Origin of the sequence: Pseudomonas sp. BIGb0381 (assembly GCF_024809815.1) — a bacterium.
GTDB lineage: Bacteria > Pseudomonadota > Gammaproteobacteria > Pseudomonadales > Pseudomonadaceae > Aquipseudomonas.
The window spans coordinates 332,848-346,416 of sequence record NZ_JANUEN010000004.1 but is presented as its reverse complement, the minus strand read 5'-3'; the positions used below and the strand labels follow the sequence as shown (position 1 = coordinate 346,416).

Annotated in this window: 13 protein-coding genes; 10 read left to right on the top strand and 3 right to left on the bottom strand. The window is 61.0% G+C overall.

From position 1 onward, the window contains the following. Nucleotides 1-17: 17 nt before the first annotated feature. Nucleotides 18-518 (bottom strand): thiol peroxidase, encoded by a 501-nt coding sequence (tpx, locus tag M2397_RS14955; RefSeq protein WP_259243836.1) that lies wholly within the window; start codon nucleotides 516-518, stop codon nucleotides 18-20. Between the two features lie 159 nt (nucleotides 519-677). Here tpx and M2397_RS14950 point away from each other — a divergent pair, with 159 nt between their 5' ends. From M2397_RS14950 to M2397_RS14905, 10 genes are all read left to right on the top strand, one after another. Further along, nucleotides 678-1,967 (top strand): glycosyltransferase, encoded by a 1,290-nt coding sequence (locus M2397_RS14950; RefSeq protein WP_259243835.1) that lies wholly within the window; start codon nucleotides 678-680, stop codon nucleotides 1,965-1,967. Between the two features lie 72 nt (nucleotides 1,968-2,039). Further along, nucleotides 2,040-2,945: an AraC family transcriptional regulator gene (locus tag M2397_RS14945; protein ID WP_131696564.1), complete on the top strand. Its 906-nt coding sequence runs from the start codon at nucleotides 2,040-2,042 to the stop codon at nucleotides 2,943-2,945. 190 nt (nucleotides 2,946-3,135) lie between these two features. Continuing rightward, nucleotides 3,136-4,446 (top strand): sugar ABC transporter substrate-binding protein, encoded by a 1,311-nt coding sequence (locus M2397_RS14940; protein WP_145337318.1) that lies wholly within the window; start codon nucleotides 3,136-3,138, stop codon nucleotides 4,444-4,446. A gap of 154 nt (nucleotides 4,447-4,600) precedes the next feature. Then, a complete protein-coding gene (locus M2397_RS14935) occupies nucleotides 4,601-5,491 on the top strand; it encodes a carbohydrate ABC transporter permease (protein WP_131696566.1) in 891 nt (296 codons plus the stop codon). A gap of 10 nt (nucleotides 5,492-5,501) precedes the next feature. Continuing rightward, the gene (locus tag M2397_RS14930) at nucleotides 5,502-6,332 is read left to right on the top strand and encodes a carbohydrate ABC transporter permease (protein WP_048728032.1); all 831 of its coding nucleotides are present in this window, start codon (nucleotides 5,502-5,504) and stop codon (nucleotides 6,330-6,332) included. Between the two features lie 36 nt (nucleotides 6,333-6,368). Then, the gene (locus tag M2397_RS14925) at nucleotides 6,369-7,472 is read left to right on the top strand and encodes an ABC transporter ATP-binding protein (RefSeq protein WP_090405114.1); all 1,104 of its coding nucleotides are present in this window, start codon (nucleotides 6,369-6,371) and stop codon (nucleotides 7,470-7,472) included. A 15-nt stretch (nucleotides 7,473-7,487) separates the two neighbouring features. Continuing rightward, nucleotides 7,488-8,969, top strand: a complete 1,482-nt coding sequence (locus tag M2397_RS14920) for a mannitol dehydrogenase family protein (protein WP_259243828.1) — start codon at nucleotides 7,488-7,490, stop codon at nucleotides 8,967-8,969. 137 nt (nucleotides 8,970-9,106) lie between these two features. After that, nucleotides 9,107-10,588 (top strand): xylulokinase, encoded by a 1,482-nt coding sequence (gene xylB, locus M2397_RS14915; protein ID WP_131696568.1) that lies wholly within the window; start codon nucleotides 9,107-9,109, stop codon nucleotides 10,586-10,588. Between the two features lie 12 nt (nucleotides 10,589-10,600). Continuing rightward, complete coding sequence (locus M2397_RS14910) at nucleotides 10,601-11,539, top strand: carbohydrate kinase (protein WP_131696569.1); 939 nt, start codon at nucleotides 10,601-10,603, stop codon at nucleotides 11,537-11,539. Between the two features lie 83 nt (nucleotides 11,540-11,622). After that, entirely contained in the window at nucleotides 11,623-11,892 is a 270-nt protein-coding gene (locus M2397_RS14905) for a DUF2790 domain-containing protein (protein ID WP_259243826.1), read from the top strand. A 61-nt stretch (nucleotides 11,893-11,953) separates the two neighbouring features. Here M2397_RS14905 and M2397_RS14900 read toward each other — a convergent pair whose 3' ends face one another. Then, on the bottom strand, nucleotides 11,954-12,223 hold the full coding sequence (locus M2397_RS14900) for a DUF1652 domain-containing protein (RefSeq protein ID WP_145337315.1): 270 nt from the start codon (nucleotides 12,221-12,223) through the stop codon (nucleotides 11,954-11,956). 233 nt (nucleotides 12,224-12,456) lie between these two features. Continuing rightward, nucleotides 12,457-13,479, bottom strand: coding sequence for a threonine ammonia-lyase, biosynthetic (gene ilvA / locus M2397_RS14895; RefSeq protein ID WP_259243825.1), 1,023 nt, complete (start codon nucleotides 13,477-13,479; stop codon nucleotides 12,457-12,459). Between the last annotated feature and the right edge of the window lie 90 nt (nucleotides 13,480-13,569).

Genomic DNA, 13,569 nt, shown 5'->3' with positions numbered 1-13,569 from the left:
GTAATGCGCCGAAACAGTTACTTCAAAACAGCCAGGGCCGCTTCGTAGTTCGGCTCTTGGCCGATTTCCGAAACCAGTTCGCTGTGCAGCACATTGTTGTTTTCGTCCAGTACCACGACAGCACGGGCGGTCAGGCCTTTGAGTGGGCCATCAGTAATTGCCACGCCGTAATCGACTGCGAAACCAGGGTCACGGAAGTCCGACAGGTTCTTCACGTTTTCCAGGCCTTCGGCGCCGCAGAAACGCGCCTGAGCGAATGGCAGGTCAGTGGAGATGCACAGCACAACGGCGTTGTTCAGCTCGTTGGCCTGGGCGTTGAACTTGCGTACCGAAGTCGCGCAGGTCGGGGTGTCGACGCTTGGGAAGATATTCAGCACTTTGCGCTTGCCGGCAAAGGTAGCCAGGGTTGCATCCGACAGATCGCCGGCGGTCAGGGTGAAGTCTGCAGCTTCAGAGCCGACTTTCGGCAATTCGCCTTCAACCTGGACAGGGTTCCCACGAAGGGTGACTTGAGCCATGAACAGAATCCTTATGCTGGGTTTTGGTTAAACGAATTCGAGAGGCGGAAGTTAACCACAAAGTGCCGTGGCTACCTACCGCCAGACACAAATTGTCATGCCACGCGGTTGTGGTTTAATTGCGCGCTTTGCGCCTGCCCTCCAAGGAAACCGTTGTTGATGAATCAGCCCGCCACCAAAGTCCTGGTCATTGGTTATGTCTGGCCGGAGCCGCGTTCCTCGGCCGCGGGCGGGCACATGATGCAGATTCTCGAAATGTTTCTTACGCAAGGTTGGGACATTACCTTCAGCAGCCCCGCAGCGCTGGGCGAGCACAAGGCCGACCTGCTTGCGCTGGGCATCGCCGAATGCGCGATTGAGCTCAATAACAGCAGTTTCGACGATTTTATCCGCGAACTATCCCCCGACATCGTGCTGTTCGACCGTTTCATGATGGAAGAGCAGTTTGGCTGGCGCGTGGAGAAATGCTGCCCCGACGCCCTGCGCGTGCTGGAAACCGCCGACCTGCAAAGCCTGCGCGACGCCCGTCACCAGCGTCTCAAGGCGCACCTCAAGGCCCATCCGGGCAGCGACGACTTCACTGCGCTGTTTGCCCCGGCCCTGGAGGAAGAATTCCAACTGATGGCCGACACCGACCTGGCCAAGCGCGAAATCGCCGCGATTTACCGCTGCGACATCAGCCTGATGATCTCCGACGTGGAAATCCGCCTGCTCACCGAACAGTTCAAGGTACCGGCCGCCCTGCTCCACTGGTGCCCGTTGATGATGACGCCGCCAACCGACGCCTTCGTACCGTTCGAGGAGCGTGCGCACTTCCTCAGCATCGGCAACTTCCGCCACGCGCCGAACTGGGACGCCGTGCTGTGGATGAAGAACAGCCTGTGGCCGCTGATTCGCCAGCAACTGCCGGGCGCCCAACTGCATATCTATGGTGCCTACACCCCGCCCAAGGCCACCGCACTGCACAATCCAGCGCAAGGCTTTCACGTGATGAACTGGGCCGAGGATGCCCTGCAAGTGATGACCGCTGCGCGTATCTGCCTGGCGCCCTTGCGCTTTGGCGCGGGCATCAAGGGCAAGTTGGCCGATGCGATGCTGTGCGGCACACCCAACATCACCACGCCGGTGGGTGCCGAGGCCATGGGCGATGAACAGCCCTGGCCTGGCGTGATCGAACCGAGCGCCGCCGCCCTGGCCGCCGCCGCGGTGAGTTTGTACCAGGACCGCGAGCGTTGGACCCAGGCCCAGGAGCACGGCCGCCAGCTGCTGGCGCGCCGCTATGACCAAAACGTGCATGGTCCCGCGTTGGTGGAGAGCCTGGAACGCTGCCGCAGCCATCTCGCCGCCCACCGTCGGGACAACTTCACGGGCAGCATGCTGCGCCACCACGCCCATAAAAGTACGCAGTACATGTCCCAATGGATCGAGGCAAAAAACCGGACCGTGTAAACGCCGGCGCTGGCGAGGTCGTGCGCGAGGGGGCATTATCCCAAGCAGCAACCACAATAAAGCGACGGCAGCATGACCCGAGCAACGCGAATCACCGACCCTTCCTACGAGCTGATGGACGATCACAACGGTCTGTCCATCATCTATCGCCAGCATGGTTTCCCCTGCCCGCTGGTGCGCTGGCATTTCCACAAGGAATACGAACTGCACCTGATCGTCGCCAGCTCGGGCAAGGTGTTTATCGGCGACTACATCGGCAACTTCTATCCGGAAAGCCTGTTCCTCACCGGCCCCAACCTGCCCCACAACTGGATCAGCCAGGTGGAGGAAGACGAAGTGGTGCCCAAGCGCGACATGCTGGTGAACTTCACCGATGAGCTGTTCGAGCAGGGCAGCCACATTTTTACCGAACTGAAAATGCTGGCACCGTTGCTGGAGCGCGCTCAATACGGCATCGAGTTCCGCTGCAAAAAAACCATCGCCCAGGCCATGACCCTGATGCAACGTATCGAAGACGCCCAGGGCATGGCGCGCCTGGGGCACTTCTTCATCTTGCTGGAAGTGCTGAGTAGCTGTGAGGACTACCACCTGCTGTCCGGTGTGACCACGCCGCAACTGGCCGATGAACACAGTATCGACCGCACCAACCGCGCGGTGGACTACATTTTCGCCCACTACGCGCGCGAGTTGCCCCTGGAGGAAGTGGCGGAACACCTGGGGATGAAGCCGACGTACTTTTCCCGGGTGTTCAAGCAGGCGACCGGGCGCACATTTATCGAGTTTGTAAACCGGCTGCGCATCAGCAAGTCCTGCGAGCTGCTGGCCGATGGCGACAAGGCCGTGACGGATGTGTGTTTTGAATCGGGCTTCAACAACATCTCCAATTTCAACCGGCGATTTCAGCAGCTCAAGGGCATGACACCCTCTCACTACCGCCGCCTGGCGGTACAGCGCTTGACCGAGCAGAACCTGGCCTAATGGTGATCGCGCCCACGTAGTGGACACGATCCTCGAGTGCAAAAAAGTATCAGTCCAAGTGTTCCCAAGGATTTGTCACAGCCCCGTTTGAAGGCTGTAATCAACGCACACTCTTCCTGACTGCTCGTAGGAAGACACAACAACAATAACTGTCCTTCTGTAGCCCCTGGGCGCGGAAATGGAGTGCGCGATGAAGTTCACAGCAAAAGCTCTGCTTGCCTGTACCTGTATGACCCTCAGCGCCGTCAGCCTTGGCGCGCAAACCCTGACCATTGCCACCGTCAACAACAGCGACATGATCCGCATGCAGAAGCTCTCGAAAACCTTCGAGGCCGAGCATCCGGAGATCAAGCTGAACTGGGTGGTGCTCGAAGAAAACGTACTGCGCCAGCGCCTGACCACCGACATCGCCACCCAGGGCGGGCAGTTCGATGTGTTGACCATCGGCATGTACGAAGCCGCACTCTGGGGCGCCAAGGGTTGGCTCGAACCGATGAAGGACTTGCCGGCGTCCTACGACCTCGACGACGTATTCCCTTCCGTGCGTGACGGTTTGTCCGTCAAGGGCTCGCTGTACGCCTTGCCGTTCTACGCTGAAAGCTCGATCACCTATTACCGCACCGACCTGTTCAAGAACGCCGGGCTGAGCATGCCCGAGCACCCGACCTGGAGCCAGATCGGCGAATTCGCGGCCAAACTCACCGACAAGAGCAAAGAGCAATACGGCCTGTGCCTGCGTGGCAAAGCAGGTTGGGGTGAAAACATGGCGCTGATCACCACCCTGGCCAACGGCTACGGCGCGCGCTGGTTCGATGAGAAATGGCAGCCGGAATTCAACGGCCCCGAGTGGAAGGACGCGCTGAACTTCTACGTCGACAACATGAAGAAATCCGGCCCGCCGGGTGCTTCCAGCAACGGTTTCAACGAGAACCTGGCGCTGTTCAACAGCGGCAAGTGCGCGATCTGGGTCGACGCGAGCGTCGCCGGCTCGTTCGTCACCGACAAGACCCAAAGCAAAGTGGCTGACCATGTCGGTTTCACCTTTGCCCCCCACGAAAAAACCGACAAAGGCACGTCGTGGCTGTACTCCTGGAGCCTGGCGATCCCGACCAGTTCCAAGGCCAAGGACGCCGCCAAGGTGTTCACCAGTTGGGCCACCTCCAAGGAATATGGCGCATTGGTCGCCAAGACCGACGGCGTAGCCAACGTGCCGCCAGGTACGCGCAAGTCGACCTACAGCGACGAGTACATGAAGGCTGCACCGTTCGCCAAGGTGACCCTGGAATCGCTGAAAGTCGCCGACCCGACCAAACCGACCCTCAAGCCGGTGCCGTATATCGGTATCCAGCTGGTGACCATTCCTGAGTTCCAGGCGATCGGAACCCAGGTCGGCAAGTTCTTCTCCGGCGCGCTGACCGGCCAGCAAACGGTCGATGCTGCACTGACCGCCGCGCAGACCACCACCGAGCGTGAAATGAAGCGGGCGGGTTACCCCAAGTAACCGGGGCCTCACCACAGTTCAGTGTGGGAGGGGGCTTGCCCCCGATAGCAATCTACCAGTTGATGATTTTGTGACTGATACACCGCTATCGGGGGCAAGCCCCCTCCCACACTGACCGCACTCCGATCCTTGCTCCGCACTGGTCTTGATTATCATGAATACACCCCCCAAAAGCCGCCTGGCCAACCCAGGCTGGTTCCTCGTCACGCCCTCGGTTGCCATGCTGCTGCTGTGGATGATCGTGCCGCTGGGCATGACCCTGTACTTTTCACTGATCCGCTACAACCTGCTCTACCCCGGCGAGAACCAATTCGTCGGGCTGGAGAACTTCACTTACTTCATCACCGACTCGGGTTTCCTGCCCGGCGCCACCAATACGTTGTTGCTGGTGGGCAGCGTGCTGCTGATCAGCGTGGTGTTCGGCGTGTTGATCAGTGCCCTGCTGGAGGCCAGTGAGTTCCTGGGGCGGGGCATCGTCCGGGTGCTGTTGATTTCGCCCTTCTTCATCATGCCCACCGTCGGTGCGCTGATCTGGAAGAACCTGATTTTCCACCCGGTTTCGGGGATTCTCGCCGCCGTGTGGAAGTTCTTCGGCGCCGAGCCGGTGGACTGGCTGGCGCACTACCCACTGCTGTCGATCATCATCATTGTGTCGTGGCAATGGCTGCCGTTCGCCATCCTGTTGCTGATGACCGCCATGCAGTCCCTCGACCAGGAACAAAAGGAAGCTGCGCGCCTGGACGGTGCCGGCGCCATCGCGATTTTCTGGCACCTGACCCTGCCCCACCTGGCCCGCCCTATTGCCGTGGTGGTGATGATCGAAACGATCTTCCTGCTCTCGGTCTTCGCCGAAATCTTCACCACCACCAACGGTGGCCCCGGCTACGCCTCCACCAACCTCGCCTACCTGATCTACAACCAGGCGTTGGTGCAGTTCGACGTGGGCATGGCCTCGGCCGGCGGCTTGATTGCCGTGGTCATCGCCAATATCGCGGCGATCATCCTGGTGCGGATGATCGGCAAAAACCTGACTGACAAGCCTTGAGGGCCGCGCCATGACGCTTCAACAATCCCGCCGCCTGCAAAGCCTGTTGCTCGGCACCCTGGCCTGGGCCATCGCGATCCTGATCTTCTTCCCGATCTTCTGGATGGTGCTGACCAGCTTCAAGACCGAAATCGACGCGTTCGCCACGCCGCCGCAGTTCATCTTCACGCCGACGCTGGAGAACTACCTGCACATCAACGAGCGCAGCAACTACTTCAGCTATGCCTGGAATTCGGTGCTGATTTCATTCAGCGCCACCGCCCTGTGCCTGCTGATTTCGGTGCCGGCGGCCTACTCCATGGCGTTCTACGAAACCAAGCGCACCAAGGGCACGCTGCTGTGGATGCTGTCCACCAAGATGCTGCCACCGGTGGGCGTGCTGATGCCGATCTACCTGCTGGCCAAGAGCCTTGGCCTGCTGGACACGCGCATCGCGCTGATCATCATCTACACCCTGATCAACCTGCCGATCGTGGTCTGGATGGTTTACACCTACTTCAAGGACATCCCCAAGGACATCCTCGAAGCCGCGCGCCTGGACGGCGCCACGCTGTGGCAGGAAATGGTCCGGGTGCTGCTGCCGATCGCCAAGGGCGGCCTGGCTTCCACGGTGTTGCTGTCACTGATCCTGTGCTGGAACGAGGCCTTCTGGTCGTTGAACCTGACCTCGTCCAACGCCGCGCCCTTGACCGCACTGATCGCCTCCTACTCCAGCCCCGAAGGCTTGTTCTGGGCCAAATTGTCAGCCGTCTCGACCCTGGCCTGCGCGCCGATCCTGATCTTTGGCTGGATCAGCCAGAAACAGCTGGTGCGCGGTTTGTCCTTCGGCGCCGTGAAATAACGGTTTCCTATAAAAATTCAAAAGGAGGCCCATCCCATGGCCAACCTGAAAATCAAGAATCTGCAAAAAGGCTTCGAAGGCTTCTCGATCATCAAGGGCATCGACCTGGAAGTGAATGACAAGGAATTCGTCGTGTTCGTCGGCCCGTCGGGCTGCGGTAAATCTACCCTGCTGCGCCTGATTGCCGGCCTCGAAGAGGTGAGCGAAGGCACCATCGAACTGGATGGCCGCGACATCACCGAAGTCACGCCGGCCAAGCGCGACCTGGCCATGGTGTTCCAGACCTACGCCCTGTACCCGCACATGAGCGTGCGCAAGAACATGTCGTTTGCCCTGGACCTGGCCGGCGTCGACAAGAAGCTGGTGGAAAGCAAGGTCAACGAAGCCGCACGTATTCTCGAACTGGGCCCGCTGCTGGAGCGCAAGCCCAAGCAACTCTCCGGTGGCCAGCGCCAGCGCGTGGCGATCGGTCGGGCGATTGTGCGCAACCCGAAGATCTTCCTGTTCGACGAACCGCTGTCCAACCTCGACGCCGCCCTGCGCGTACAGATGCGCCTGGAACTGGCGCGCCTGCACAAAGAGCTGCAAGCGACCATGATCTACGTGACCCATGACCAGGTTGAAGCCATGACCCTGGCCGACAAGGTAGTGGTGCTCAACAGCGGTCGCATCGAGCAGGTCGGCTCGCCGCTGGAGCTGTACCACCAGCCGGCCAACCTGTTTGTGGCGGGTTTTCTCGGCACGCCGAAAATGGGCTTCCTCAAGGGCAAGGTCACCCGCGTCGAAGGCCAGGGCTGTGAGGTGCAGCTGGACGCCGGCACCCTGATCAGCCTGCCGCTGAGCGGCGCCAGCTTGAGCGTGGGCAGCGCGGTGACCCTGGGCATTCGTCCGGAGCACCTGGAAATCGCGTCGCCTGGGCAAACCACCCTGACCGTCACCGCCGACGTCGGCGAGCGCCTGGGCAGCGACACCTTCTGCCACGTCATCACCTCGAACGGCGAGCCGCTGACCATGCGGATTCGCGGCGACATGGCCAGCCAGTATGGCGAGACGCTGCACCTGCACCTGGACCCGGCGCACTGCCATCTGTTCGACACCGACGGTGTTGCCGTGGCCCGTCCACTGCGCGCTGCCGCCTGATTTGCGAGATTTGTGATGAAACTGAATAAACAGAACCTCACCCAGCTGGCAGCGGAAGTCAAACTGCCGGCCTACGCCATTGCGAGTACCTCCCAGGGTATCGCCCATATCGGCGTCGGCGGCTTCCACCGCGCGCACCAGGCGTATTACACCGACGCGCTGATGAATACCGGCGAGGGCCTGGACTGGAGCATCTGCGGCGTTGGCCTGCGCGCCGAGGACCGCAAGGCCCGCGACGACCTGGCCGGCCAGGACTACTTGTTCACCCTTTACGAACTGGGCGACACCGACGACACCGAAGTGCGCGTGATCGGCTCGATCAGCGACATGCTGCTGGCCGAAGACAGCGCCCAGGCATTGATCGATAAACTGGCCAGCCCCGAGATTCGCATCGTCTCGCTGACCATCACCGAAGGCGGCTACTGCATCGACGACAGCAACGGCGAGTTCATGGCCCACCTGCCGCAGATCCAGCATGACCTGGCGCACCCCAGCTCGCCGAAAACCGTGTTTGGCTTTATCTGTGCGGCATTGACCCAGCGCCGCGCGGCCGGCCTCCCGGCGTTTACCGTGATGTCCTGCGATAACCTGCCGCACAACGGCGCCGTCACGCGCAAGGCACTGCTGGCCTTCGCCGCCCTGCACAATGCCGAGCTGCATGACTGGATCAAGGCCAATGTGAGCTTCCCGAACGCCATGGTCGACCGCATCACGCCGATGACCAGCACTGCCCACCGCCTGCAACTGCACGATGAACACGGCATCGACGATGCCTGGCCAGTTGTCTGCGAACCCTTTGTGCAATGGGTGCTGGAAGACAAGTTCGTCAACGGCCGCCCGGCGTGGGAAAAGGTCGGCGTGCAGTTCACCGACGATGTGACACCCTATGAAGAAATGAAGATCGGCTTGCTCAACGGCAGCCACCTCGCCCTGACCTACCTGGGGTTTCTCAAGGGCTATCGGTTTGTGCACGAGACCATGAACGACCCGCTGTTCGTGGCTTACATGCGCGCCTACATGGACCTCGACGTCACGCCAAACCTCGCGCCGGTACCGGGCATCGACCTGACCGACTATAAGCAGACCCTGGTGGACCGCTTCTCCAACCAGGCGATTGCCGACCAGTTGGAACGGGTGTGTTCGGATGGCTCGTCGAAGTTTCCAAAGTTCACCGTGCCGACCATCAATCGCCTGATTGCCGATGGGCGCGAGACCGAGCGCGCGGCGCTGGTCGTCGCGGCCTGGGCCTTGTATTTGAAGGGCGTGGATGAGAATGGCGTGAGCTACACGATCCCCGATCCGCGCGCGGCGTTCTGCCAGGGGCTGGTGAGCGATGATGCACTGATCAGCCAGCGATTGCTGGCAGTGGAAGAGATTTTCGGTACGGCTATTCCCAACTCGCCTGAGTTTGTGGCAGCGTTCGAGCGTTGCTATGGGAGCTTGCGTGATAACGGCGTCACCGAAACCCTACAGAACCTCCTGAAGAAACCGGCTTAAATGTGGGAGGGGGCTTGCCCCGATGAGGGTGTGTCAGGCAAATATTCTTCACTGACCCACTGCCATCGGGGGCAAGCCCCCTCCCACACTGGACCGGGTTGCCAATCCAAAAAAATAACACCGCTGAGCACACTCTCATGACCCAGCAAAACCTGTTCCTCGGCATCGACTGCGGCACCCAAGGCACCAAGGCCATCGTCCTCGACGCGTCCAGCGGCAAGGTGCTGGGCCTCGGCGCCGCCGCGCACACCCTGATCAGCGGCGCCAATGGCCGGCGCGAGCAGCACACCCAGGAATGGCTGGATGCCTTTACCGAAGCCACCCACCGCGCCTTGCAACAGGCGGGCGTGGACGGCCAGGACATCCTCGGTATCGGCGTGTCCGGCCAGCAGCACGGCCTGGTGTTGCTGGATGACAGCGGCCAGGTGCTGCGCCCGGCCAAGCTGTGGTGCGACACCGAAACCGCACCGGAGAACGAGCGCCTGCTGGCCTACCTGGGCGGCGAGAGCGGTTCGCTGGAACGCCTGGGCGTGGCGATTGCGCCAGGCTACACCGTGTCGAAACTGCTGTGGACCCTTGAGCAGCACCCGGACATCTTCGCGCGCATCGCCCATGTCCTGCTGCCCCACGACTACCTCAACTACTGGCTTACCGGCCGCGCCGTCGCCGAATACGGCGATGCCTCGGGCACCGGCTACTTCAACGTGCGCACTCGCGCCTGGGATGTGGCGCTGCTCAAGCACATCGATCCCAGCGGCCGCCTCGAAGCGGCGTTGCCGGCGTTGATCGAAGCCGATCAAACCGTGGGCAGCATCCTGCCGGCCATCGCCGAACGCCTGGGCATCAACCCCAAGGCCATCGTGTCCAGCGGCGGCGGCGACAACATGATGGGCGCCATCGGCACCGGCAATATCGCCCCCGGCGTGATCACCATGAGCCTGGGCTCGTCCGGCACCGTGTATGCCTTCGCTGACCAACCCAACGTCAGCCCGCAGGCGTCGGTCGCCACGTTCTGCTCGTCCAGCGGCGGCTGGTTGCCGTTGATCTGCACGATGAACCTGACCAACGCCACCGGGGTGATTCGCGAGCTGTTTGAATTGGACCTCAACGCCTTCAACGCGCTGGTCGAGCAAGCCCCGATTGGCGCCGATGGCGTGAGCATGCTGCCGTTCCTCAACGGCGAACGCGTGCCCGCCCTGCCCCACGCCACCGGCAGCCTGCATGGGCTGACCATGACCAACCTGACCCGTGCCAACCTGTGCCGGGCCGTGGTCGAAGGCACCACCTTCGGCCTGCGCTACGGCCTCGACCTGCTGCGCCAGACCGGCCTGCAAAGCCAGAGCATCCGCCTGATCGGCGGCGGCTCGAAAAGCCCGGTGTGGCGGCAGATGGTCGCCGATATCATGAACACCGAAGTGATCTGCACCGAACAAAGCGAAGCCGCCGCCCTAGGCGCGGCGATCCAGGCGGCGTGGAGCCAGTCCGGCGAATCCCTGGCCAGCCTGTGCGACAAATGCGTGAGCGTCGACCCGACCAGCCGTACCCTGCCGGTGGCGGCCAGTGTCAGCGCCTATCAACTGGCTTACGAACGCTATCAACAGCACGTGGCAACCCTTTAAGAGCGAACGACTATGTATTTGGTGTGTGGTGAAGCGCTGTTTGATTTTTTCAGCGAGGAAGATGCCAGCGGGCAGGCCTCCAAGGTCAATTACAAGGCGATTGCCGGCGGCTCACCGTTCAACGTCGCGGTAGGTTTGCGCCGCCTGGGCATCGAGGCCGGGTTGTTCGGCGGCCTGTCCACCGACTTCCTCGGCCGGCGCTTGTTGCAGGTGCTGAAAGATGAAGGCGTCAGCGAGCAGTTCCTGGTGGAGTTCGCCGCGCCGACTACGCTGTCGATGGTCGCCGTGGGCGCCGATGGTTCACCGCAGTACAACTTCCGGGGTGAAGGCTGCGCCGACCGACTGCTGGAAGTCGCCCACCTGCCGGAACTGGGGTCTGATATTCGCGGCCTGCATATCGGCTCGTTTTCGCTGGTGGTGCAACCGATCGGCGACACCTTGCTGAACCTGGTCAAGCGCGAAAGCGGCAAGCGCCTGATCAGCCTCGACCCCAACGTGCGCCTTAATCCGCAGCCGGATATCCAGCTGTGGCGCGACCGTGTCGCCGAGTTGGCCAAGCATGCCGACCTGATCAAGGTCAGCGATGAGGACCTGCACCTGCTCTACCCCGGCCAGTCGCCGGAAAGCGTGCTGCAAGGCTGGCTGCAGCACCGTTGCCAACTGGTGTTCCTCACCCGTGGCGGCGATGGCGCCAGTGTGTTCAGCCGTCAGCATGGCACCTGGTCGCAACCGGCACAGAGCGTGGTGATGGCGGATACCGTGGGTGCCGGGGATACCTTTCAGGCCGCGTTGATTGCCTGGCTGACCGAGCAACAGCTGGACTCGGTGGAAGGCCTGCAACAACTGAGCCGCGTGCAGATCGACGCCATGCTCGGTTTTGCCATCCGCGCTGCGGCACTGACGTGCGGCAAGACCGGGCCGGACCTGCCGTATCGCCAGCAGCTTGGATGAAGGTTTTGTCAGCCAGGGAAAATTAATCGATGGTTAATCCCGCAAGTCGAGAGTGAAGTTCTACTCACTTGCGGAGCACCACCATGAAACTGCACACCTTAATGCTCGGCAGCGCCCTGGCGCTGGCAGCGGTGTCGGGCCTGGCCCAGGCTGATGATCAAACACAGGCGAACAAACCCGTGCCTTATCATTACGGCATGCCGATGAACATTGCCAAGGTCCTGGCCATGAACGAACCCCTAACCAACGACTGCAAAGTCATCAAGGCGGATATCAAGTTCCTGGACAAGGCGGGCAAAGTGGAAGACGTGAGCTACCGGAAAATGTCCGAAGCCTGCGACTTCCAGAATTGATGGGCAAACATACACAGCATTGGGCCTGGCATTTACCAGGCCCACCGTTCATAACCAACGATCAGTAGTAACCGCGCCCTCCAGCCCTTTGCTGGGCAGGTGCATGGCTGTGCTTGAGGTCTTCACGCAACCCGGTGATGAGGTTGCAAATAGCTCGACTGCTGTCGAGTTTGTCAGCATTTATACCTTTGACCTCCAAATCCACCCGGTCACGGTCGCGGTCGTCATAGACCTTGATCGTCAGCGAAGCATCTTCGGCTTTGGTGCATTCGCACCGTTTAGGCAGGAAACTTCCTTCAATAATGCTGCGAAGTTCTAATTCCGAAAGCATGGCCAACCTCTCCTTTTTTGAGACTTGCCAATCGATTGTTGTAGGTCTGCAGGCGCATGCCTGCCACGTCTTGCCAGCCCTGGAAGACGCTTACCCTTACCAGCCTACTCGGCAAATTCCGTTTTTGTTGTAACTTTTCCTCATAAGCAGTGTGGGAATTTACATAGCTTAGGTTACCCCAGTTAAATCATCGTCGAACCGCTTCGATTAATCGTTTAACCCCACGCTTCGAATTAAACCGCAGCTTGTGCCGCTACTCTTTCAGCAACATATCGCAAACTATCAAAGTTGATATTGGCGCCTGAATTAACTGCGACCAAGGTCTGCGCACTCACCCCACGATTGGCCACGTACTTGCGAACCCCCGCCACCGCCAGCGCACCGGAGGGCTCGGTGATGGAACGTGTATCGTCGTAGATCAACTTCATCGCGCTGCACAGTTCGTCATTGCTGACGGTGATCACTTCGTCGACCCAATCGCGGCAGATCTCAAAGCCATAGGCGCCGATCTGCGCGACCGCGGTGCCATCGGCGAACCCGTCGACACTGGGCAGCACCACCCGCTCTCCAGCTCGCAGCGCCGCGAGCAGGCAACTGGAGCCTTCGGGTTCGACCCCGATGATGCGCACCTCGGGCCGCAGGTATTTGACGTAGGCGGCAATGCCGGCGATCAGGCCGCCGCCGCCCACCGGCACGAAGATCGCGTCCAAGGGGCCCTGTTGCTGGCGCAGGATTTCCATGGCCACCGTGCCTTGGCCAGCGATCACATCCGGGTCATCGAAAGGCGACACGAACGTGCACCCGGATGTCTCGGCCAACTGCAGCGCATGGGCCAGGGCAAACGGGAAGCTCTCGCCGTGCAGCACCGCTTCGGCGCCTCGGGAGCGCACGCCCAGCACCTTCAACTCGGGAGTGCTGCACGGCATGACGATCCGCGCCTGGATCCCCAACTCCTTCGCCGCCAGTGCCACGCCTTGCGCATGGTTACCCGCCGACGCCGTCACCACACCACGCGACTTTTGCTCGGCGGTGAGCTGCACCAACTTGTTGTAGGCGCCGCGAATCTTGAAGGAAAAGGTCGGTTGCAGGTCTTCGCGCTTGAGCAGCACCTGGTTGCCCAGCAATGCCGACAACGCCGGCGCGGCTTGCAGGGGCGTACGCACCGCCAGGTCATAAACCGGCGCGGCGAGGATCTTCTTCACATAGTGTTCAAGCAATGCCGTATCAGCGGTGTGGGGGACGGGGCACGTGCTCATGGGTGTCTCCTGGTTTTTAAGGGCCTTGGAGACGGAAAAACAAAACCCGCCTCTAAGGCGGGTTGGGGTGCAGCCGTGTGCTATCCCGCC